Source organism: Thauera sp., assembly GCF_034003485.1.
Lineage (GTDB): Bacteria > Pseudomonadota > Gammaproteobacteria > Burkholderiales > Rhodocyclaceae > Thauera.
The window spans coordinates 51,860-72,999 of the sequence record NZ_JAVEYL010000004.1; the positions used below are offsets into that span (position 1 = coordinate 51,860).

General features: G+C 67.2%; 19 protein-coding genes and 1 pseudogene. 11 read left to right on the forward strand and 9 right to left on the reverse strand.

Annotation, left to right across the window (positions count from 1 at the left end; genetic code table 11):
* Positions 1-10: 10 nt before the first annotated feature.
* The 3 genes from RBT54_RS03180 to RBT54_RS03190 are packed head-to-tail and all read right to left on the reverse strand — an operon-like array spanning position 11 to position 2,365.
* Positions 11-1,066 (reverse strand): biotin-dependent carboxyltransferase family protein, encoded by a 1,056-nt coding sequence (locus tag RBT54_RS03180; protein WP_320364025.1) that lies wholly within the window; start codon positions 1,064-1,066, stop codon positions 11-13.
* The gene (gene pxpB / locus RBT54_RS03185; RefSeq protein WP_320364027.1) at positions 1,063-1,833 is read right to left on the reverse strand and encodes a 5-oxoprolinase subunit PxpB; all 771 of its coding nucleotides are present in this window, start codon (positions 1,831-1,833) and stop codon (positions 1,063-1,065) included. The genes RBT54_RS03180 and pxpB overlap by 4 nt, the downstream gene beginning before the upstream one ends.
* A 16-nt stretch (positions 1,834-1,849) precedes the next feature.
* Positions 1,850-2,365, reverse strand: a complete 516-nt coding sequence (locus tag RBT54_RS03190; protein WP_320364028.1) for a winged helix DNA-binding protein — start codon at positions 2,363-2,365, stop codon at positions 1,850-1,852.
* Positions 2,366-2,538: 173 nt separating this feature from the next.
* Between RBT54_RS03190 and RBT54_RS03195 the strand changes: the two genes are divergently transcribed.
* Genes RBT54_RS03195 through RBT54_RS03205 form a run of 3 tightly spaced genes read left to right on the forward strand, consistent with a single transcriptional unit; the run spans position 2,539 to position 5,414 of the window.
* Positions 2,539-3,528 (forward strand): TRAP transporter substrate-binding protein, encoded by a 990-nt coding sequence (locus tag RBT54_RS03195; RefSeq protein WP_320364030.1) that lies wholly within the window; start codon positions 2,539-2,541, stop codon positions 3,526-3,528.
* A gap of 57 nt (positions 3,529-3,585) precedes the next feature.
* Positions 3,586-4,107: a TRAP transporter small permease gene (locus tag RBT54_RS03200; protein ID WP_320364032.1), complete on the forward strand. Its 522-nt coding sequence runs from the start codon at positions 3,586-3,588 to the stop codon at positions 4,105-4,107.
* A gap of 8 nt (positions 4,108-4,115) precedes the next feature.
* The gene (locus tag RBT54_RS03205; protein WP_320364034.1) at positions 4,116-5,414 is read left to right on the forward strand and encodes a TRAP transporter large permease subunit; all 1,299 of its coding nucleotides are present in this window, start codon (positions 4,116-4,118) and stop codon (positions 5,412-5,414) included.
* On the opposite strand, the pseudogene RBT54_RS18430 reads toward RBT54_RS03205, so the two are convergent.
* A pseudogene (locus RBT54_RS18430) lies at positions 5,383-6,324 on the reverse strand (LysR substrate-binding domain-containing protein). The gene RBT54_RS03205 and the pseudogene RBT54_RS18430 sit on opposite strands and share 32 nt — an antisense overlap.
* Before the next feature lie 140 nt (positions 6,325-6,464).
* On the opposite strand from RBT54_RS18430, the gene RBT54_RS03220 reads away from it, so the two are divergent.
* The 3 genes from RBT54_RS03220 (at position 6,465) to RBT54_RS03230 (ending at position 10,227) form a co-directional block, all read left to right on the forward strand.
* Positions 6,465-7,844: an L-serine ammonia-lyase gene (locus RBT54_RS03220; protein ID WP_320364037.1), complete on the forward strand. Its 1,380-nt coding sequence runs from the start codon at positions 6,465-6,467 to the stop codon at positions 7,842-7,844.
* Between the two features lie 100 nt (positions 7,845-7,944).
* A complete protein-coding gene (sstT, locus tag RBT54_RS03225; RefSeq protein ID WP_320364039.1) occupies positions 7,945-9,183 on the forward strand; it encodes a serine/threonine transporter SstT in 1,239 nt (412 codons plus the stop codon).
* A gap of 6 nt (positions 9,184-9,189) precedes the next feature.
* On the forward strand, positions 9,190-10,227 hold the full coding sequence (locus RBT54_RS03230) for a low specificity L-threonine aldolase (protein WP_320364041.1): 1,038 nt from the start codon (positions 9,190-9,192) through the stop codon (positions 10,225-10,227).
* A 95-nt stretch (positions 10,228-10,322) separates the two neighbouring features.
* Here RBT54_RS03230 and RBT54_RS03235 read toward each other — a convergent pair whose 3' ends face one another.
* Positions 10,323-11,873: a cryptochrome/photolyase family protein gene (locus tag RBT54_RS03235; RefSeq protein ID WP_320364043.1), complete on the reverse strand. Its 1,551-nt coding sequence runs from the start codon at positions 11,871-11,873 to the stop codon at positions 10,323-10,325.
* Positions 11,874-11,983: 110 nt separating this feature from the next.
* On the opposite strand from RBT54_RS03235, the gene RBT54_RS03240 reads away from it, so the two are divergent.
* Entirely contained in the window at positions 11,984-12,712 is a 729-nt protein-coding gene (locus RBT54_RS03240; RefSeq protein ID WP_320364045.1) for an aspartate/glutamate racemase family protein, read from the forward strand.
* Between the two features lie 286 nt (positions 12,713-12,998).
* Here RBT54_RS03240 and RBT54_RS03250 read toward each other — a convergent pair whose 3' ends face one another.
* On the reverse strand, positions 12,999-13,550 hold the full coding sequence (locus RBT54_RS03250; protein ID WP_320364049.1) for a cytochrome b/b6 domain-containing protein: 552 nt from the start codon (positions 13,548-13,550) through the stop codon (positions 12,999-13,001).
* A gap of 84 nt (positions 13,551-13,634) precedes the next feature.
* Complete coding sequence (locus RBT54_RS03255) at positions 13,635-13,895, reverse strand: PepSY domain-containing protein (RefSeq protein WP_320364051.1); 261 nt, start codon at positions 13,893-13,895, stop codon at positions 13,635-13,637.
* A gap of 336 nt (positions 13,896-14,231) precedes the next feature.
* Between RBT54_RS03255 and RBT54_RS03260 the strand changes: the two genes are divergently transcribed.
* Positions 14,232-15,134 carry a cation diffusion facilitator family transporter gene (locus tag RBT54_RS03260; RefSeq protein WP_320364053.1) on the forward strand — a complete coding sequence of 301 codons (903 nt, stop codon included), beginning with the start codon at positions 14,232-14,234 and terminating at the stop codon, positions 15,132-15,134.
* A gap of 134 nt (positions 15,135-15,268) precedes the next feature.
* Here the strand turns inward: RBT54_RS03260 and RBT54_RS03265 are convergent, their stop codons facing one another.
* The gene (locus RBT54_RS03265; RefSeq protein ID WP_320364055.1) at positions 15,269-16,345 is read right to left on the reverse strand and encodes a cytochrome-c peroxidase; all 1,077 of its coding nucleotides are present in this window, start codon (positions 16,343-16,345) and stop codon (positions 15,269-15,271) included.
* A gap of 480 nt (positions 16,346-16,825) precedes the next feature.
* Between RBT54_RS03265 and RBT54_RS03270 the strand changes: the two genes are divergently transcribed.
* A complete protein-coding gene (locus tag RBT54_RS03270) occupies positions 16,826-18,277 on the forward strand; it encodes an RNB domain-containing ribonuclease (protein ID WP_320364058.1) in 1,452 nt (483 codons plus the stop codon).
* Between the two features lie 52 nt (positions 18,278-18,329).
* Here the strand turns inward: RBT54_RS03270 and RBT54_RS03275 are convergent, their stop codons facing one another.
* Positions 18,330-18,956: an exopolysaccharide biosynthesis protein gene (locus RBT54_RS03275; RefSeq protein ID WP_320364060.1), complete on the reverse strand. Its 627-nt coding sequence runs from the start codon at positions 18,954-18,956 to the stop codon at positions 18,330-18,332.
* 144 nt (positions 18,957-19,100) lie between these two features.
* Between RBT54_RS03275 and RBT54_RS03280 the strand changes: the two genes are divergently transcribed.
* Both RBT54_RS03280 and RBT54_RS03285 read left to right on the forward strand, forming a co-directional pair.
* On the forward strand, positions 19,101-20,240 hold the full coding sequence (locus tag RBT54_RS03280) for a diacylglycerol/lipid kinase family protein (protein ID WP_320364062.1): 1,140 nt from the start codon (positions 19,101-19,103) through the stop codon (positions 20,238-20,240).
* A 10-nt stretch (positions 20,241-20,250) separates the two neighbouring features.
* Positions 20,251-21,084 carry a metallophosphoesterase family protein gene (locus tag RBT54_RS03285; protein WP_320364064.1) on the forward strand — a complete coding sequence of 278 codons (834 nt, stop codon included), beginning with the start codon at positions 20,251-20,253 and terminating at the stop codon, positions 21,082-21,084.
* The last annotated feature ends 56 nt before the right edge of the window (positions 21,085-21,140 follow it).

Sequence of the window (21,140 nt, forward strand, 5' to 3'; positions counted from 1 at the left end):
GGATCGTTCTTCAATATAGCGGTCGATATTCGGCGCCGAGCGCATGCACGACGCCGTCGACCAGGTTGCCGGTGTAAAGCGCCACCAGGTCGATGCCGTCGGCCGGCAGCGCGCGGATGGCGGCGATCAGCGCGCAGGTCTCGGCCTCGGCGGCGCGCGCGATCTGCGCGCCCTCGGCGGCGCTCACGGTGGCAAAGCGCAGCGTCTGCCCGGGGCGCAGCGCGGCCAGGCGGCCGAGGTCGGCGGTGATCACGGTGGCGATCTTGGGATAGCCGCCAGCGGTCTGGGCGTCGGCGAGCAGCACGATCGGCTGGCCGGCGCCGGGGACCTGGATCGAGCCGGGCACGGTGGCGTCGGACACGATCTCGGCGGCGGCGGTGTGTTCAAGCCTGGCGCCTTCGAGGCGGATGCCCATGCGGTCGGCCTCAGCGGTGACGCGGTAGTCGCCGCCGACCAGCGCCGCCAGCGCGGCGGCACTGAAGTGGTCGGCCTGCGGGCCGAGGACGAGGCGAATCGGGCGCTCGTCGGCTGTGGGCGGCTGGGTCAGCACGTGGTCGCTGCCCAAGGCGTCGGCTTCGCCCAGCGTCAGACGCGTGCCGGCGGCGAGCGCGCGGCCCTGGCCGTCGGCGCCGCCGAGGCCGGCGCGCACGTAGGTGGAGGCGCTGCCCATCACCGGCGGCACGTCCAGCCCGGCGACCGCGACCATGGCGATACGGCCGTTGCCCATCTTGCGGATGCGCAGCGATTCACCGTCGGCGAGCGTGACCGAGCGCCAGGGCGCGAGCTGGCGGCGGCCGTCCGCGCCGTCGACCTCGATCACCGCGTCGCCGGCCACCGCCACTTTTGCCGCGCCGCCGTGCGCCGTGAGCTGCAGGCCGCCGTCGAAGCATTCGATCACCGGTGCGTCCTCGTCGCGGCCGGCGAGCGCGTTGGCGATGCGCATCAGGCGGCGGTCGAGCACGCCCGCCCACGGCACGCCGATGCGGCGATGGCCGTGGCGGCCCTTATCCTGGATCGAGGCGAAGGCGCCCGGCGAGACGATCTCGAGTTCGGTCTGCGGGCTCATGCTGCGTCCTCCGCGGTGGCGGCGTGGGCCGCGTCGGCGACCAGCCACTGCATCGGGTCGATGTCGCCGCTGCGCAATCCGGCCTCGAGCGCGCGGCATTCGTTCGCGCTCACCGGCGTGAAGCGCACCTTGTCGCCGGCGGCGAGCAGCGAGGGCGAGGCGCGCCGGGCGTCGAACAGCGGCACCGGGCAACGCCCGACCAGGTGCCAGCCGCCGGGGCTCTCCCACGGGTAGATCGCGGTGAGGCCGGTGGCGATCGCCACGCTGCCGGCGGGCACGCGCACGCGCGGCTGGCTGCGCCGCGGCAGGCGCAGGCGTGCGGGCAGGTCGCCCATGAACGGGAAGCCGGGCAGGAAGCCGAGCATGTACACCAGGTATTCGGTGCCGCTGTGCAGCGCGACCACCTCGGCCTCGTCGATGCCGATCGTGCGCGCCACCTCGGCGAGGTCGGGCGCGGCCTCGCCCTCGTAGCACACCGGCAGGCGCCAGTGGCGGCCGTCGACCGGCGTGCCGTGCTCGGCGGCGTCGATCAGCGGCTGCAGCGCCGCGAGCAGGGTGTCGCGGTCGGTGGCGAGCGGGTCGAAGAACACCGTCAGCGAGCGGAAGGTGGGCATGGTCTCGATCACCCCCGCCAGCGCGCCCGCCTGCTGCCGGCGCAGGATGGCGGCATCGAGCGCGTTGACCGCGGCGAGCAGGGCGGGGTCGATGACGCTGCCGAACTCGATGGTGAGTGCGGCGTCGCCGGCGTCGAGGATGCGAACACTCATGGCGGGCCTCCTGTATTCAGAGCGGGGAGGTGGAGGCTGCGCGCGCGGCCTGGTCGTAACGCCCGGAGAGCGTGCGCAGCAGTTGGGCGAGTTCGGCGATGCGGGCGTTCTCGTCGGCGCTGCCGCTGAAGCCGGGCATCAGGCAGGCCTCGCGTACGTCGCGGTACGCCATGCAGATCTCGCGCCCCTGGTCGGTGACGGAATAGAAGGCTTCCTTGCCACGCTTGATGCTCTGCACCAGGCCGAGCCCGACGAGCTTGCGCAGTGAATAGGAGACGACGTGCGTGTCTTCCACATTGAGCACGAAGCCGATGTCGGCGAGGCGTTTTTCGGTGTCGCGGTGGGCGACGTGGTGCAGCACGAGGACGTCGATCGGGGTCATGTCCTTGACGCCGGCGGCGGTCATGCAGCGCATCATCCAGCGTGCGAACGCATGCCACGCGATGATCAGGCCGAACTCGAACTCGGACACCTGGGGCGCCTTCGCCGAGACGAGGTGCTGTGACGAAACGATGGGGGTGCTGTCGCTCATTGAAACCTCCAGTGATGTTTCGAAGACGTATCGCGTAAAAAACATCTACGTTTTGTTGACAAGATAATCAGAAAATCTCTATCGTGCAATAACGGTGACTTATGGATAGCCGGTCGCCGCAACACAAACCGCGTCACGGGGGCCTCTGCCCCTTCACTTCAGGAGCACACGCCATGACCCTTACGCATCCCCTTCTCAAGGTGATCACCGGTTCCCTGGTCGGTTTCGGCATCGCCGCGGCCGCGCATGCCCAGACCACCTGGGACATGCCCACGCCTTACCCGGCCAGCAACTTCCACACCGAGAACATCCAGCAGTTCGCCAACGAGGTCGACGCGGCCACGGGTGGCAAGCTCAAGATCACCGTGCACGCCAATGGCTCGCTGTTCAAGGCCAACGAGATCAAGCGTGCGGTGCAGGCCGGGCAGGCGCAGATCGGCGAGCTGATCATCTCCGGCCTGGCCAACGAGGATGCGCTCTATGCCCTCGACACCGTGCCCTTCCTCGCCACCAGCTACGCCGACTCGAAGAAGCTGTGGCAGGCCTCGCAGCAGGCGGTCGAAGCGCGCCTGGCGAAGAACGGCCTGAAGGTGCTGTACTCGGTGGCGTGGCCGCCGCAGGGGCTGTATTCCAAGACCGAGCTCAACACCATCGGCGACCTCAAGGGCATGAAGATCCGCTCCTACAGCCCGACGGTCGCGCGCATGATCGAGTTGATGGGTGGCCAGCCGGTGACCGTGCAGGCCGCCGATCTCACCCAGGCCCTGTCGACCGGTGTCGTATCCGCCAACCTGACCTCGTCGGCCACCGGCTACGACACCAAGAGCTGGGAACAGCTGAGCTACTACTACGACATCCAGGCCTGGCTGCCGAAGAACATCGTGTTCGTGTCGCAGAAGGCCTTCGATGCACTGGATGAGCAGAGCCGCGACGCGCTGCTCAAGGCCGCCGCGACGGCCCAGGAGCGCGGCTGGAAGGTCTCCGAAGAGAAGACCGCCTGGTACATCGACCAGCTCAAGGCCAACAAGATGACGGTCCAGCCGGCCCCCGCGGCGCTGCAGGCCGAGCTGCTCAAGGTCGGCGAGCGCATGACCGCCGAGTGGGTCGAGAAGGCCGGCCCGGACGGCCGGGCCATCCTCGACGCCTACCGCAAGCTCAAGTAAGTCCTCGCTGTCGTACAGGGCCCGTTCGCGCGGGCCCTGGCCTTTCCGGAGACCGCCATGAGAGCGCTTCTCGATTCCCTGTACCGGCTGTCCGGTGCGCTCGCCGCTGTCGGCATGATCGTCACCCTGGTGATGGTCGCGGCCGGCGTCTTCAGCCGTCCGCTCGGCATCTACCTGCCGGGCACCGACGACTACGCCGGCTACGCGATGGCAGCCTGCGGCTTCCTCGCCCTGGCCTACACCTTCAAGCATGGCGAACACATCCGCGTCAGCCTGGTGATCGAGCGCCTCGGTCCGCGCCTGCGCAGGCTGACGGAGTGGCTCGCACATGGCGCCGGTGTCGTCGTCGCCTCCTTGCTCGCCTGGTATGCCGTTCGCCTGGCGTGGCAGTCGCACGAATTCGACGAGATTTCGCAGGGTGTCGATGCCACGCCGCTGTGGATTCCGCAGATGTCGATGGCCATCGGCGCCGTGATCCTGCTCATCGCTGTCGTCGATGACTTCATTCAGGTCAGCCTGGGGCGCGAGCCGCAGCGGCTCGCCAAGGCGAACGCCGACGAAATGGCGCACATGGAATAGGGGGCATCATGGAACTCACTGCTGCACTCGTTCTTGTCGGTCTGATGGTGGTGCTGTTGGCCAGCGGGCTGTGGATCGGCCTCGCGCTGATGGCCATCGGCATGCTCGGCATGCTCGGCTTCACCGCCCGCGCGCCCGGCGACGGCATGGCCGTGGCGATCTGGAGCCACGGCTCGAGTTGGACCCTGACCGCGCTGCCGCTCTTCCTGTGGATGGGCGAGATCCTGTTCCGCACCAAGCTGTCGCAGGAGATGTTCAAGGGCCTGTCGCCCTGGCTGGAGCGCCTGCCGGGGCGCCTGCTGCACACCAACGTGATCGGGTGCACGCTGTTCGCCGCGGTGTCGGGTTCGTCGGCGGCGACCTGCGCCACCATCGGCAAGATCGCGATGCCCGAGCTCAGCCGTCGCGGCTATCCCGAGTCCATGGTGCTCGGCACGCTGGCCGGCGCCGGCACGCTCGGCCTGCTGATTCCGCCCTCGATCATCATGATCGTGTATGGCGTGGCCGCCGACGTGTCGATCTCCAAGCTCTTCATCGGCGGCGTGCTGCCGGGCATCCTGCTGGCGTCGCTGTTCATGGGCTGGGTGGTGGTGTGGTCGCTGATGAACCCGGAGAAGATCCCGCCCGCCGACCTCAAGACCAGCTTCATGGGCAAGCTGCGCGCGTCGAAGAACCTCATACCCGTAGTGCTGCTGATCGCCGGCGTGCTCGGCTCGATCTACACCGGCATCGCCACCGCCACCGAGGCGGCGGCGATCGGCGTGATCGGCAGCCTGATCATCGCCGCGGCGCAGAAGTCACTGACACGCGCGAGCTTTCTCTCCGGCCTGATGGGCGCGACCCGTCTGTACTGCATGATCGCGCTGATCCTCGCCGGCTCGGCCTTCCTGACCCTGGCCATGGGCTATATCGGCCTGCCCCGTCATCTGGCCGAATGGATCGGTTCGCTCGGCCTCACGCCCGGCATGCTGCTGTTCGCGCTCGGGATCTTCTTCGTGCTGCTCGGCTGCTTCCTCGACGGCATCTCGATCATCGTGCTGACGATGGCGGTGCTGCTGCCGACCATCCAGGCGGCGGGCATCGATCCGCTGTGGTTCGGTGTGTTCGTGATCGTGGTGGTGGAGATGGCACAGATCACCCCGCCGGTGGGCTTCAACCTGTTCGTGCTGCAGGCGCTGTCGGGCAGGCAGATCACCACGATCGCGGTGTATGCGCTGCCTTACTTCCTGCTCATGGTGCTGGCGCTGATCCTGCTCTACACCTTCCCCGGGCTGGTCACGTGGCTGCCGGGGCAGATGATCGGCTGAGGCCGTGCGCCTCGCCGACGATCCAGTCATGCACCGTGGCCACGCGCGGGTCGGCGAGCGCACCAGCGGAATACACCAGGCAGTAGCGTTTTCCGGTGGCCACCGTCTGCGCGAAGGGCGCAACCAGGCGGCCGCTGTCGAGTTCGTCGGTGATCAGCGTGCGGCGCGCGATCGCGACCCCCATGCCGGCGATCGCGCACTGCATGGTGATGTGGTTGCGGTTGAACATGTAGCCGCGCCGCACCTCGACCTGAGGTGCGCCGATCGCGCGCAGGTAGCGCTCCCATTCGGCGTAAGGCGGGCTGCCGCGCCAGGCGGTCATGTCGTGCAGCAGCGGGTAGTGGATGAGCTCGTCAGGCGTCTCCAGCGCCGGGCGGCCGTCGAGCAGGCGCGGCGAGCACACCGGAAAGATCTCCTCCTCCAGCAGCACCGTGCTCTGAAAGCCCGGGTAGGTGCCGTCGTTGAGGTCGATGGCGAGGTCGAACTCGCCGTCGCGCAGCTAGTAGGTGCTGTCCTCTGCCTCGACCTGCAGTTCGATCTGAGGAAAGCGCGCCATCAGCCGCGGCAGCCGCGGCACCAGCCAGGTGGCGAGGAAGGAGGGCAGGGTGCGCACCCGCACCACGCCGCTCAAGGCGCCGCCGCGCAGGCGGCCGATGGCCAGATCGACCGCGGCGTAGGCCGGGTCGACCGCGGCGAGCAGGCGGTTACCGGCGTCGGTGAGTTCGATCCGGCGCGGCAGGCGGCGGAACAGGCGCTGGCCGAGCCAGTCCTCGAGCAGCTTGATCTGCTGGCTCACCGCGCCGGTCGTGATGTGCAGTTCTTCGCCCGCCCGGGTGAACGAAAGGTGGCGCGCAGCGGCGAGGAAGACGCGCAGCCGGGTGTGTACCTGCGAAGGTGCAGAGGGGTTCATGGTTTAGTTTTAATAAACACAAGGTGAAAATCTATCGATTGAGTCGCTTCTGCTGCCAATGGAAAATACCTTGATGCGGCGATAAGTATTTTCGCGATTAGATTGGTTAAAGCAACACCGGATTCCAACAGGAGCGATCCATGTCCATCAGCGTCCTCGATCTGTTCAAGATCGGTATCGGCCCGTCCAGCTCGCACACCGTCGGGCCGATGCGTGCCGCGCACGATTTCGCCACCGCACTGGCGCAGCAGGGCGTGCTCGAGCGCGTGCGCCGCATCGAGGTAAAGCTGTACGGGTCGCTGTCGGCGACGGGCGTCGGCCACAGTACGGACCGTGCCATCATCGCCGGACTGATGGGCGCGCGCCCGGACGCGGTCGATCCCGATTTCGTCGCCGACGCGGTCGACCTGGTCCGCCTCGACGGCGAACTCAAGCTCGCCGGCACGCACACGCTGGTCTTCGACTGGGCGCGCGACATGCGCCTGTTGCCGGTGAGTCTGCCCTACCACCCCAACGCGATGCGCCTGATCGCGCATGGTGACGATGGCGTGGTGTACGAGAACACCTACTATTCGGTCGGAGGCGGTTTCGTGGTGGACGAAGCGCAGGCGCAGTCGGGGACTTCGGCCGAGGCCGAAGTCGCGGTGCCGTATCCCTTCGACACCGGCGCCGAACTGCTCGAACAGTGCCGCCGCCACGGCCTGCGCATCAGCGAGCTGATGCTCGCCAACGAGGGCGCCTGGCGCAGCGAAGCCGACACGCGCGCCGCGCTGCAGCGCATCTGGGGTGTGATGTGCGCCTGCGTCGCGCGCGGCATCACCCAGGAAGGCGTGCTGCCCGGCGGGCTCAACGTGCGCCGCCGCGCTGCCGCGCTGCACCGCAAGCTCAGCGAGCGCGCCGCCGGCCGCAACCTGATCAGCGACACCATGGCCGCGCTCGATTGGGTCAACCTCTACGCGCTCGCCGTCAACGAAGAGAACGCCGGCGGCGGTCGCGTCGTCACCGCGCCCACCAACGGCGCGGCCGGCATCATCCCCGCCGTGCTGCACTACTACATGGACTTCATGCCCGGCAGCAGCGACGCCGACGTCGAGAACTTCCTGCTGGCCGCCGCCGCGGTCGGCGTGCTGTGCAAGAAGAACGCCTCGATCTCCGGCGCCGAGGTCGGCTGCCAGGGCGAGGTCGGCTCGGCATGTGCGATGGCGGCCGCCGGCCTCACCGAAGTGCTCGGCGGTAGCCCAGAGCAGGTCGAGAATGCGGCCGAGATCGGTCTCGAACACAACCTCGGCCTCACGTGTGACCCGGTCGGCGGCCTGGTCCAGGTGCCCTGCATCGAGCGCAACGCGATGGCCTCGGTCAAGGCGATCAACGCCGCCCAGCTCGCCCTGCGTGGCGACGGCGCGCACGCGATCTCGCTCGACCAGGTGATCCGCACCATGCGCGACACCGGCCGCGACATGCTCGACAAGTACAAGGAAACCTCCCGCGGAGGCCTCGCCGTCAGCTTCCCCGAGTGCTGACCGGCTCACCCCTGCCGCATGCGGAACACCATTCCCGCAGCGGCTTTCCGCCCTATCCGGGCGCCCCCGACCATAACGTCATCCACGAGGAGACACCCCGATGACCACCGCCACCCCCACGGTTCTGCAGCGCGTACTGCGCATGAGCCTCATCTCCCAGATCGCCATCGGTCTGGTCCTCGGCATCGCCCTGGCCCTGATCGCGCCGGGCGCCACGAAATCGGTCGCCCTGCTCGGCGACCTCTTCATCGCCGCGCTGAAAGCGGTCGCGCCGATCCTGGTGTTCGTGCTGGTCGCGGCCGCGATCGCCAACCACAAGCACGGTCAGCCGACCCACATCCGTCCGGTGCTGATCCTTTACCTGCTCGGCACCTTCGCCGCCGCGCTGGTCGCGGTGCTCGCCAGCTTCGCCTTTCCCACCACGCTGGTGCTGGACGCGCCCGCCGCCACCGGCAGCCCGCCGGGCGGCATCCTGATCGTGCTCAAGAACCTGCTGCTCAACGTGGTTGCCAACCCGGTCAAGGCGCTGATGGAAGCCAACTTCATCGGCATCCTGGCGTGGGCGATCGGGCTGGGCATCGCGCTGCGCCACGCCGGCGAGGGCACGCGCAAGGTGGTCAATGACCTCGCCGACGCGGTGTCGTCGATCGTGCATGTGGTGATCCGCTTCGCCCCGCTCGGCATCTTCGGCCTGGTCGCGGCCACCATGGGCGAGACCGGTTTCGACGCGCTGCTCGGCTATGGCCGCCTGTTGCTGGTGATCGTCGGCTGCATGCTCTTCGTCGCGCTGGTGATCAACCCGCTGTTCGTGTTCTGGAAGCTGCGCACCAACCCGTATCCGCTGGTGTTCGCCGCCCTGCGCGGCAGCGCGGTCACCGCCTTCTTCACCCGCAGCTCGGCCGCCAACATCCCGATCAACCTCGAGCTGTGCCGGCGCATGGGCCTGCACGAGGACACCTACGCGATCTCGATCCCGCTCGGCGCCACGATCAACATGGCCGGCGCGGCGATCACGATCTCGGTGATGACCCTGGCTGCCGCCCACACCCTGGGCATCCCGGTCGACTTCGCCACGGCACTGCTGCTGTGCATCGTGTCCGGCCTGGCCGCGGCCGGCGTGTCGGGCGTGGCGGGGGGCTCGCTGCTGCTGATCCCGATGGCGACCGCACTTTTCGGCATCGAGACTGATGTGGCGATGCAGGTGGTGGCGATCGGCTTCGTCATCAGCGTGGTGCAGGACTCGGCAGAGACTGCGCTGAACTCCTCGACCGACGTCATCTTCACCGCCGCCGCCAGCGCTGCGGCGACCGGCGAGCCGCTGAACCTGGACCGCGCCTGAGCCCTCATGCAAGCGACTCAACATTTCGCCAGCGACAACTACGCCGGCGTCTGCCCGGAGGCCATGGCAGCCTTCGTGGCGGCGAACGCCGGCCACGCCCCCGCCTACGGCGAGGACGAATGGACGCGCAGGGTCTCCGACCGCCTGCGCGAGATCTTCGAAACCGACTGCGACGTCTACTTCGTCTTCAACGGCACCGCCGCCAACTCGCTCGCGCTCGCCTCGCTGTGCCAGAGCTATCACAGCGTGGTGTGCCACGAGCTCGCCCACGTCCAGACCGACGAGTGCGGCGGGCCGGAGTTCTTCTCCAACGGATCCAAGCTGCTGCCCGCGCACGGCGAACAGGGCAAGCTCACCCCCGCCGCGGTGCTGGAGGTGATCTCGCGCCGCAGCGACATCCACTACCCCAAGCCGCGCGTGGTCACGCTGACCCAGAGCACCGAGGTCGGCACGGTGTACCAGCCGGACGAGGTGGCCGCGATCTCCGCCTGCGCGCGCGAGCACGGCCTGCGCGTGCACATGGACGGCGCGCGCTTTGCCAACGCGGTGGCCTCGCTCGGCGTGGCGCCGGCGGAGATCACCTGGAAGGTGGGCGTGGACGTGCTGTGCTTCGGCGGCACCAAGATGGGCCTGCCGGTGGGCGAGGCGGTGGTGTTCTTCGACCGCAAGCTGTCCGAAGACTTCGCCTACCGCTGCAAGCAGGCCGGGCAACTGGCCTCGAAGATGCGCTTCCTGTCCGCGCCCTGGCTCGGCATCCTGGAAGACGACGTGTGGCTCGAGCACGCCCGCCACGCCAACGCCATGGCCCAGCGCCTGGCGGCCGGGCTGGTGCAGGTGCCGCGCGCGAAGCTGATGTTCCCGGTAGAGGCCAACGGCGTGTTCTGCGAGCTGCCGCTGCCTGTGCTCGACGGCCTGCGTGCGCGCGGCTGGCGCTTCTACACCTTCATCGGCGCCGGTGGCGCGCGCTTCATGTGCGCCTGGGACACGCTGCCCGCGAGCGTCGACGCGCTGCTGGCGGACGTGCGCGCGCTGGCGTCGCGTTAGTGCCCCTGTGGGAGCGGGCTTGTCCGCGAAGGTCGCAGGGTCGAGCGCCACTTTCGCGGGCAAGCCCGCTCCCACAATCGAGCCGACCTGCGCGCCTATAAGGCGTCGATCTGTGCGAGGTAAATCGACGCCTGGGCGCGGGTGGCAGCGCGCTCGGCCGCATCCATCTTCGCCCACGCCTTGTACGGCATCGCCATGCGCGGGTTGCGTGCGAAGCGGGCCTCGTGGCGCAGCAGGAAGTCCCAGTACAGGCTGTTGAACGGGCAGGCGGGCTTGGCGTCGCGCCTGGCAGCGTCGCTGCCGTGGCGGCGCTTGGGGTCGTAGGTGCAGGCCTTGCAGTAATCCGACTGCTTGCCGATATAACTCGCCGCGCCGGCGTAGGGCTTGCTGGCGATCACGCCGCCGTCGGCAAACTGGCTCATGCCGCGGGTGTTGGGCATCTCCACCCACTCGAAGGCGTCGATGTAGATGCCGAGATACCAGGCGTCCACCGCGTCCGGGTCGCAGCCCGCCAGCAGCGCGAAGTTGCCGGTGATCATCAGGCGCTGGATGTGGTGGGCGTAGGCGGTGTCCAGCGACTGCCCGATGGCGTGGCGCAGGCAGGCCATCCTGGTGTGGCCGCTCCAGTACCAGGCCGGCAGCGGGCGCTGCGCGTCGAGCGCGTTGGTGTCTGCGTAGCCCGGCATGCGCGCCCAATACACCCCGCGCACGAACTCGCGCCAGCCCAGGATCTGGCGCACGAAGCCCTCGCAGCTCGCCAGTTCGACCTTGCCCGCCTGCCAGGCGGCGACCGCGGCGTCGATGACCTCGCGCGGGTGCAGCAGCTTGACGTTGAGCGCGAACGACAGCCCGGAGTGGAACAGCGTCGTGGAGCGCGTGCTCATCGCGTCCTGGTAGGGGCCGAACCAGGGCAGGGCGTGCTCGATGAAGTGCGCCAGCCCGGCGCGCGCCTCGCGCCGGGTGATCGGCCAGCGCAGCGCATCGGCGTGCGGCGTGCCGATGGTCTGCACGCCGGCGGCGAGGATCTCGTCCCACAGCGCTCGCAGATCGTGCCCACTCCACGGCCACGCCGGCGCCGGCGGGTCGCCCGGCCATTTCTCGCGATTCTGCGCGTCGAAGTTCCACACTCCGCCCACCGGCGCGTCATCGGCGTCGACCAGCACGCGATGGCGGCGGCGCATGTCGCGGTAGAAGAACTCCATGCGCGGCACCTTGGCGGCGAAGCGCTGCGCCAGCTCGGCGCGCTCGGCGAGAAAGTGCTCGCTGCCGACCACCGCATGCGGCAGGGCCAGCGCCCGCGCGGCCTCGTCCAGCACCTGCTCCACCCGCCACTCGTCGGCCTCCATGCGCTCGAAGCGCGTCGCGCCACACTCGGCTGCCACCTGCGCCAGGTTGGCGGCAAAGGCCTGGCGGTTGTCGGCGTCGCCAATCCGCAAGTAGCGCACGCGGTGCCCCGCCGCCTGCAGCGCGTCGGCAAAGGCGCGCATCGCGGCGAAGATCCCCAGCACCTTCTGCGCGTGATGGCGCACGGTGTCGGTCTCGCTGCGCACCTCCATCATCAGGTAGAGCACGTCGGCGCGCGGCGCGCGGAACCAGGAATGGGCGGCGTTGAGCTGGTCGCCGAGGATGAGGCGGAGGGTAGTCATGCTTGCTCGCGTACGGAATGAGGGACTGCGGTCTTGGCCGGTGATGTCGATGAAGCCCGGGAAATAGCCATGGCATGATGTGGCGTCTCCGCTTCCTGCGCATTATCCCCATGAAAACCATCGGCCTCCTTGGCGGCATGAGCTGGGAATCCACCGTGCCGTATTACCGTCAGATCAACGAAGCCGTAAAGGCCCGGCTCGGCGGCCTGCACTCGGGAAAGATCGTGCTCTACAGCGTCGATTTCGCCGAGATCGAGCGCCTGCAGCACAACGGCGACTGGACCGCGGCCGGCGCGCTGCTGGCCGACGCCGCGCGGGCGCTGGAGCGCGCCGGTGCCGACTTCATCGTGCTGTGCACCAACACCATGCACAAGGTGGCGCCGGCCATCGAGGCCGCGGTGAAGATCCCGCTGCTGCACATCGCCGACCCCACCGCAGCCGCAATCCACCACGCCGACCTGCACCGCGTCGGCCTGCTCGGCACGCGCTTCACGATGGAGCAGGACTTCTATCGCGGCCGCCTTGCGGGGCAGCACGGCATCGAGGTGCTGATCCCCGAGGCGGACGATCGCGATCTGGTGCATCGGGTGATCTACGAGGAGCTTTGCCTGGGGCGCATCGAGGAGGCCTCGCGCCAGGCCTATCGCGACGTGATGCGGCGCCTGGTCGAGCGCGGCGTGCAGGGGATCATCCTGGGGTGTACGGAGATCTCGATGCTGGTCGGGGACGAGGACGCGAGCGTGCCCTTATTCGATACCACGGCGATTCACGCGGAGGCGGCGGCAGCGCTGGCGCTTGGGCGAGAGCTGGATTTGCCGAATCCTGGGGCGGGGTCTTGAATGTCTTCTCCCCATCACCACCTTCCTGACCCAGGTGGGCTTTCCCGGCCTGGCCATCTACAGCGCCAGCAAGGCGGCCCTGAAGTCCCTTTCCCAGACCCCGGCGGCAGAACTCGCCCCCAGGGCATCCGGGTCAATTCCATCGCCCCGGACCCGATCGGGACGCCGCTGTGGGGAACGGTCGGCCCGCCGCCTGAAGTTCTGGGCGCGGTTGCGGGAAAGATCAATTCCAGGCTGATGCCCGGCGCATTCGGCGAGCCGCAGGACATCACCGAGCCCTCGGTGTTCATGTGCTCTGCTGAGCCCGCTTGCGAATCTTCACGCCGGTGACCATTGCGGCGACCAGATTGATGCGCTCGACACGGCTCATCACGATTGCCGCCAATGCATGCAGCCCCGCCAACGCAATCAACGTCGATGCGAGCACCTCATGGAGTTCCTGCATCCACTCCACGCCCCAGAACGCGTCCGTGGTTTGAAGAAAGCCAGTCAGGCCCAGGCCCAGCACCAACGTAATCAACGCGAGCATCATCAATGCACCGACCGGATTGTGCCCCGGGTGAAAGTCTGGCTGCCCGGAGGCCACCTGGCGCAGATGACGGAGTAATCGCTGCGGTGTCGGGAAGAAGTCGGCGAAGCGCGCATATCGGGTGCCGATGAAGCCCCACACGATCCGGGCAGCGACGAGCGCTGTGGCGATGTAGCCCAGCCATTGATGAAGTGTTTCGCCGTCTTCGACCACGAAGTAGTTGAGCATCACGCAAGACACCAGACTCCAGTGGAACACGCGTACGAAGGGGTCCCACACGCGAACAGTTTGTGGCGGGTTCATGAACATCCCCGGGTTGATTGAATTCAGTGCCTGACCTGGCGACCGAGCCCCGGTCGCGGGGCCCTGTGCCGATTCTATGGGGGGCGTTGCTCAGCCCTTTCTTTCGAGCTCGGCAGCGGTGATCGGGTCGAAGTAGATCTCGACCTTCTTACCGTCCTTGTCGAAGCCGTAGATCTCGTAGCACTTGCCCTTGCTGACCTTGAAGGTCTTGATCTGGTAACCCTGGGATTCGATCTTGGCCTTGAAGTCGGCCTCTTTCATCCACTGGTCTTGCGGGGCATTGCAGGTCGGGCCGGCGATTGCGCTGGTGGCGGCAAGCGCGAGCAGAAGCGAGGCGAGGAGCTTGTTCATTGTTGTCTTTCCTTCAAAGGGTTTGAATGCTTTTCGGGTCTCGGCTGAGACCGTGGAGACAATTTGAACCGCCCAACATGAAGGCAGGCTGAACGAAACCCAGGAGCTTGCGTTTGGATACAACTTGCACGGCGGCATCTGCGCTTGGGGGCACGAACTGTGATCGCGCACGACGCGGGGCGGGCTCACCTGCCAGGGCACGTGAGGCGCGCGCTGACCATCCGCACGGTTGATGCCGGCTCGTGCTCGGGGTGCGAGCCAGCGGCATTCTCAAAAGGTTCTCATCGGCTATGCTGATTCTACCGACCTACCGAATTTCTCTCCCGAGCCAGATAAATGATCTCCATGCTGGATAAGCTGCAGGCGCGTCACTTCTTCTGGATCTCGACCGCTGCCGCGATTGCGACCATTCTGCTCAAAACGCTTGCGTGGTGGGTCACCGGCTCCGTCGGGCTCCTTTCCGATGCGATGGAATCGTTTGTAAACCTGGCCGGCGCGGTCTTCGCGTTGTGGATGATCACGATCGCCCGTTGCCCGCCGGATGCTGAACACCCCTTGGGTCATGCCAAGGCTGAATACTTCTCGGCCGGCTTCGAAGGCATCCTGATATTTGGCGCTGCTGGCGCAATCATCTGGTCTGCCGTAATGCGCCTGCTCGAGCCGCAGCCGCTCGAGGCGCTGGGATTCGGACTCGCGCTTTCGGTCGGCAGCAGCGTCATCAACCTGCTGGTGGCATTGGCTTTGCGGCGTGCGTCGCGACGCCTGCGCTCGATCGCGCTCGAGGGTAGTTCACGCCATCTGATGACCGATGTCTGGACCTCTGCCGGGGTGCTCGCTGGGCTCGGGCTTGCCAGTCTGAGCGGCTGGCTGTGGATGGATGCACTGGTGGCCATTGCGGTCGGCATCAACATTCTGGTCGAGGGTACGCGGCTGGTGCGCGCATCCGCCCATGGCCTGATGGATGCATCATTGCCGGCGGGAGAAGTGAGCGCAATCGAAACCGTTCTGCAGGGTTTCGCGCTACGCGGCATCGAGCCCGCCAATCTTCGCACCCGCAGTGCCGGTGTAGAGAGTTTCATTTATGTCGACGTTCGGGTACCCCCGGACTGGACCATTCTGCGTATTCACGATCTGCTCCACGAGATCGAGGCCGAAATTCAGGCGATCCATCCGGGGGCCCGCGTATTCACCCACCCGGAACCGCTGTCCGGTGACGCGCAGGGCGCGCCGGCTGCATGAATGGGCGGTGAACGCGGACTTCATGATCGGTTCATGCACCGGGGCGCAAAATGCAGTCATGTTCGGTGGCAAGAACCGCTGCGATGACGGACCGCCGCAGGCTGTGGCGGCGTCCGAATAGCAAGGGAGCCTCCTCAGTGGCCTACCGGATTGGTCGGAAGGTGAGGATCAACCGCCGGTACGATGCTCACGCCGGTCGTCATCGGCAGGCGCGGCATCGTCTGGGCGGGAAAATCGCCGCCGAGACTGGTCAGGAAAGCAACCACATCCTTGAGTTGGGCTGGCTCGATCGTTTTGTTCAACTGCGTCTTCGCCATCACCTGCACGGCCTCTTCCAGTGTCGGCACCTGCCCGTTATGAAAATAGGGCGCCGTCAATGCGACGTTACGCAGGGTCGGAACCCGCCACATGTGCTTGTCTTCTTCCTTCCCGGTTGCGACGTGGCGACCGGTGTCATCGAGGAGGGCGTATCTCTTGTCGTATTCGCTGCCGGCAAAGGTCGGGAACTTCATGAAGAAGCCTACCCCAGTCGGCATTGCGGGTCCGCTGAAATTGGCGCCAGAGTGGCAGGCAGTGCAGCCCAGATCGGCAAAGGTTTGCATGCCGCGTACCTGTTGCTCGGTCAACGCCGTCTTGTCTCCCCTGACATAGCGGTCGAAGGGTGTGTTCGGCGTAACGAGAGTGCGTTCATAGGCTGCAATCGCGTTTGCGACGTTGTCCATTGTGAGCGGATCATTGGCACCAGGAAACGCAGTCTTGAACAGCGGTAGATAGTCAGGGATGCCCTTGAGTCGTTCCATTGCGACAGCGGCATCGCTCATCCCCATCTCGATGGGATTGGTGATCGGTCCTTTGGCCTGCTCTTCGAGGGTGGCCGCACGCCCGTCCCAGAATTGTACCGACTGATAAGCGGCATTCCAGACTGTCGGAGCACTTCGCCCGCCGCGTGCATCATGCATGCCGATCGAGTTGGGGCGGTTGTCATCGCCGCCAGCCATGACGTTATGGCACGAATTGCACGAGAGCGTTCCGTGCTCGGATAGGCGGGGGTCGAAGAACAGTATTTTGCCCAACGCGACCTTCGCGTCGGTTTGCGGATTCTCTGCGGGGATTGGTGGCTTCTCGGGTAGTGCTTCCCATTGTTGTGCCTGGACACTAGCGGCGCTGACACATAAGCCTGTCAGCACGAGCGATCGAAGAGTTCTGCTCATGGTGGTTCCTTCGAGTAGCGGGATTGCGATCAGAGTGAATCGAGTCCGACTAGGGTCAGGCGGTGCCGTCTCGCAAAAATAAGAGGTAACGCGACATGTCGGGCGGATCAACAATTGCATACGTCAGGTTAACGGAAGATGAATAGCGAGATGATTTTTGCATTCCACCGGTTCCATGAACTGGAGACCTCCCGTTCGACGGCACTGAGCTGCCGTGCAGCAGCGGTGGGGACAACAGCGGCCGCTCAATCGGCACGAGCTGATTGGTGGCTGAGGCTGAGAAAGAGTTGGCCAGACTGAAAAACAGACTGGCGGCTTGAAGATCAGAAAGCCGACTTTGACCTTGAAAACATCATCAGGCAGTTCGGGGTCGGTAACGGCCCCCCAAGCTGCGCTACCGCAAGCATTTCATCGCGATAATCCCCTTCAGCCTCCGCAAACCCATCACAATCCAACTCTGCCACCACCCCTCCTATCGCCATGGACGCTCCCGACCTCGCCCAGATTGCCGCCGATGAAATGCGCGCGAACGGCCTCGAGCCGGTGTTCCCGCCCGAAGTGCTGCGCGAGGCGGAGCACCTTGCCCAGGACGGCGCGGAGCGCTCGGGCGACATCCGTGATCTGCGCGGCCGCCAGTGGTTCTCGATCGACAACGACGACACGCTCGACCTCGACCAGTTGTCCTGGGCCGAAGCCCTGCCCGATGGCAGCGTGCGGCTCGCCGTGGCGGTGGCCGATGTCGATGCGCTGGTGCGCCGTGGCGGCAGCGTCGACACGCATGCCGCGGCCAACACCACCTCGGTCTATACGGCAACCGGCGTCTTCCCGATGCTGCCGCCGCTGTTGTCGAACGATCGGACTTCCCTGCACGAAGGCGAGGAGCGGCTTGCCGTGGTCGTGGACATGAACGTCGACCGCGAGGGATCGGTCACCGACGCGCAGTTGTACCGCGCCGCCGTGCGCAACCACGCCAAGCTCGCCTACGACAGCGTGGCGGCATGGCTCGAGATGCAGGCGCCACCGCCGGCCGCCATCGCCGGGAATGCGGCGCTGCAGGCGCAACTGCGCGTGCACGACCAGGTGGCGCGCAGCATGCGCCGCTGGCGCCAGCAGCGTGGGGCGCTGAACGTGATGACGTCGCAGGCGCGGCCGGTGTTCGACAAGGGTGAGTTGGTGGACCTGCGCGCCGACCGGAAGAACCGGGCCAAGGACCTGATCGCCGACATCATGATCGCGACCAACGGCACCACCGCCCGCTTCCTGGCCCAGCATGGTCAGCCCTCCTTGCGTCGGGTGCTGGAGGAACCCAGGCGCTGGGACCGGCTGGTGCAACTGGCCGCGCAGCACGGCGCCATCCTGCCCGTGGCGCCCGACGCGCTGGCGCTCGACCGCTTCCTGACTGCGCGCCGTGCGGCCGAGCCGTCCGGCTTCGAAGATCTGTCGCTCGCCGTGGTGAAGCTGCTGGGGTCGGGCGCCTATGTGGCAGCACCGCCTGACGCACCGCCCGCCGGTCACTTCGGGCTGGCCGTCAACGACTACGCGCACTCCACCGCGCCCAACCGTCGCTTCGTCGACCTCGTCACCCAACGGCTGCTCAAGGCAACGCTGGCGCAACAGGCAATGCCCTATTCCATCGCCGAACTCGACGTCATTGCGCAGCACTGCACCATCCAGGAGGACAAGGCGTCGACGGTCGAGCGCCGCGTGCTCAAGGCCGCCGCCGCTTACCTGCTGCATGACCGGATTGGCGACCGCTTCGACGCCATCGTCACCGGCGCGACACCGAAGGGCACGTTCGTGCGCATCACCGCCCCCATGGTCGAGGGCCGGATGGTGCGCGGGTTCGAAGGGCGGGACGTGGGTGATGCGGTGCGGGTGAAACTGCTCGGTGTCGACATCGAACAGCGCTTCATCGACTTCGGGAGCGTCTAGCCCGGATGCGATCGAGCCGACCCTGGCGTATCCGCCGCGTACGCGCCTGCGCTTAGCGGCCGAAAGCGAGGCCGGTCAGCGACAGCAATTCGGTGGCGGCGAGCGTGCCGCCCCACCACAGCAGGATTACCGAAGCGATCGCGGCCAGCGTCACCAGGTAGCCGCCCAGCAGCATCAGGCCGTCGCGCAGGCGCAGCCCCCAGGCGATCAGGACGATGGCCAGCGCAGGCAGCACGTTGTCAAAGCTGATGATGGGCACCGGCACCATCATCGACAGCCCGGCGGCGCAGAGCATCAACCCGTTCACCATGCGCGCCGGCCTGTCGCTCAAGCGCAGCAGGCGCGGTCGTCCCAGCACGGCGATGACATTGACGACCCGGCTGATCATTCGCGCCAGCAGCGCCCTGGCGCGCCCATTCATCTCGCGTCGGGCAAGCCAGGCGGGCAGGGGCACCGGCTGACCGCTGAACAGCCCGAACGCGACCAGGATGCAAAAGGCGCCCACGATGGAGGCCATCCCCGGCAGCGCCACCGGAAAAAGCAGCGGCATTGCCAGCAGGCTCAGCCACACCATGCGTTGGCGGTTGCTTTGACCCACGGCGTCGGCCATCGTACCGTTCATCGATGCAAGCTGCGCCCCGGCAATCCGTTCCACGCTGGCCCGTCGTTTGTCGCTCATCACCGATAGACTCTGCTTGAAGTGCCTGGCCATTCGGACTCTTGTCGGTCTCGACGGTTCCCCGAGGTTTCGTCGTGTTCGATCGCGGCGGCCTGCACCGGCGCGGGTCTGAAGGCCGCAACAACATGGCGGCGTTGCGGGCTCGTGGGTAACGATGCAATCCGCAGGCTTTCCACCGCCGCATCTTCCGGAGAACACAGCGCATGCCCAACACCCGCAATCCAGACGCCGTTCGGCTGCAGCATGAATGAGAATCTCCAGCCGCAGTCGATAGGGGGCGACCGCGCGCCGCGCGCCGCGACGTCGGCCCCGCACGTCGACCCCGCGGCGGCCCTGCTGTTCGTGATCAACGCCGGTGCGGGCGCCCTCGACCTCGATGCCAAGCGTGCCGTGATCGAGGCGGCCCTCGCCGCGCATGGGCGCAAGGGTGAATTGCTGAGCTGCGAACCTGACGATCTGGCGCGGGTGGCCAGCGCGGCCGCAGCGACGGCGGTGGCGCGCGGGACGGCGGTGGTCGCCGTCGGCGGCGATGGCAGCCTCAGCACGGTGGCGCAAGCTGCGCACGAAGCCGGTTGCCCAATGGGCGTCATCCCCTACGGCACCTTCAATTACTTTGCCCGGACGCACGGCATACCCACCGAGCCGGCCGCTGCGGCGCACTATTTGATGGATGCGCGCCCGACGCCGGTGCAGGTGGGGGCGATCAACGACCGGGTGTTCCTGGTCAACGCCAGCATGGGCGCGTACCCGGAACTGTTGCAGGACCGCGAGGCCTGGAAGGCGCGCTTTGGCCGCAGCCGTTGGGTGGCGTTCGTGGCCGCGTGTGCGACGCTGCTGCGCGCGCAGCGCCGACTGCGGCTGCACGTCGAGACGGCTTCGGCGGTGCGCGACGTGCAGACCCTGACGCTGTTCGTGTGCAACAACTGGCTGCAGTTGCAACAGTTCGGCGCGGAACCGGAAGACACCCTGGCCGGCACGCCCGGCGACGGCAGTCTGGCGGCGCTGATGCTGCGGCCGATCGGCACGTTGTCGATGCTCGGGTTGATGGTGCACGGGGCAATGGGCAGGCTGGGGGAAGCCGCTGGCGTGGACAGCTTCGAGTTCAAGCACATGGTGGTGAGGCCCAGGCTGGCACCCGGCCACAGCGAGGTCACGGTGGCGTTCGACGGCGAGGTCGCACGCATGCGCGCGCCGATCGACATTCGCGTGCTGGACAAGCCCTTGTACGTGCTCCAGGCGCCTGGCGCAGCGGCGACGGCAAGCGCGCCCGAGGCAAAGACATGAGGGCGGTGCCATGAGTGTCGTGCTGCACATCTCCGATACCCATTTCGGCACCGAGCAGCCGCGGGTGGTCGAGGCCCTGGTCGCGCTGGCCGCCCAGCAGCGGCCCGATGTGGTGGTGCTGTCGGGCGACATCACGCAGCGGGCGCGGCCCGCCCAGTTTCGCGCGGCGAAGGCCTTCGTCGACCGGCTGGGGGCGCCGGTCGTGGCCGTGCCGGGCAATCACGACATTGCCTTGTTCGACCTGTGGGCGCGCCTCACCCGCCCGTACGCGCGCTACGCCAGGGCGTTCGGATCCGATCTCGAGCCGGTGCACGCCGCGCCGGATCTGCTCGTCGTCGCCGTCAACACCACGCGCGCATGGCGGCACAAGCACGGGGAGGTGTCGGCGGAGCAGATCGCTCGGGTGGCAAGCCTGCTGACGGCGGCCAGCGCGCAGCAGTTGCGCGTGGTGGTGGTGCACCAGCCCGCGGCCGTCACCAGGGCCGAGGACCACGTCAACCTGTTGCGCGGCCACCATGCCGCCCTGCGGGCGTGGTCGGCCGCCGGCGCGGACCTCGTGCTGGGCGGGCACATTCATCTGCCCTACACGCTGGCGCAGCACGGTCTGGCGCGGCGACTGTGGGTGGTCCAGGCCGGAACCGCGGTGTCGTCGCGCATCCGCCTCGAGGCGCCCAATTCGGTGAATATCCTGCGCTGGGGCGAGGCGTCCGGTGCGCGCGATGACCCGGCGCGAACCGGATCCGAGGCGGGAGGATCCTGCCTCATCGAACAGTGGGACTTTGCACGCCACGAACACGCCTTCGTGCGCACGGCGGTCACCGCCGTCGACCCGGAGCGCGCCTGATCGCGCGACCGTTGCGGCCACCGCCGGCCCTGTACGACATGATGCTGGCTCGCCCG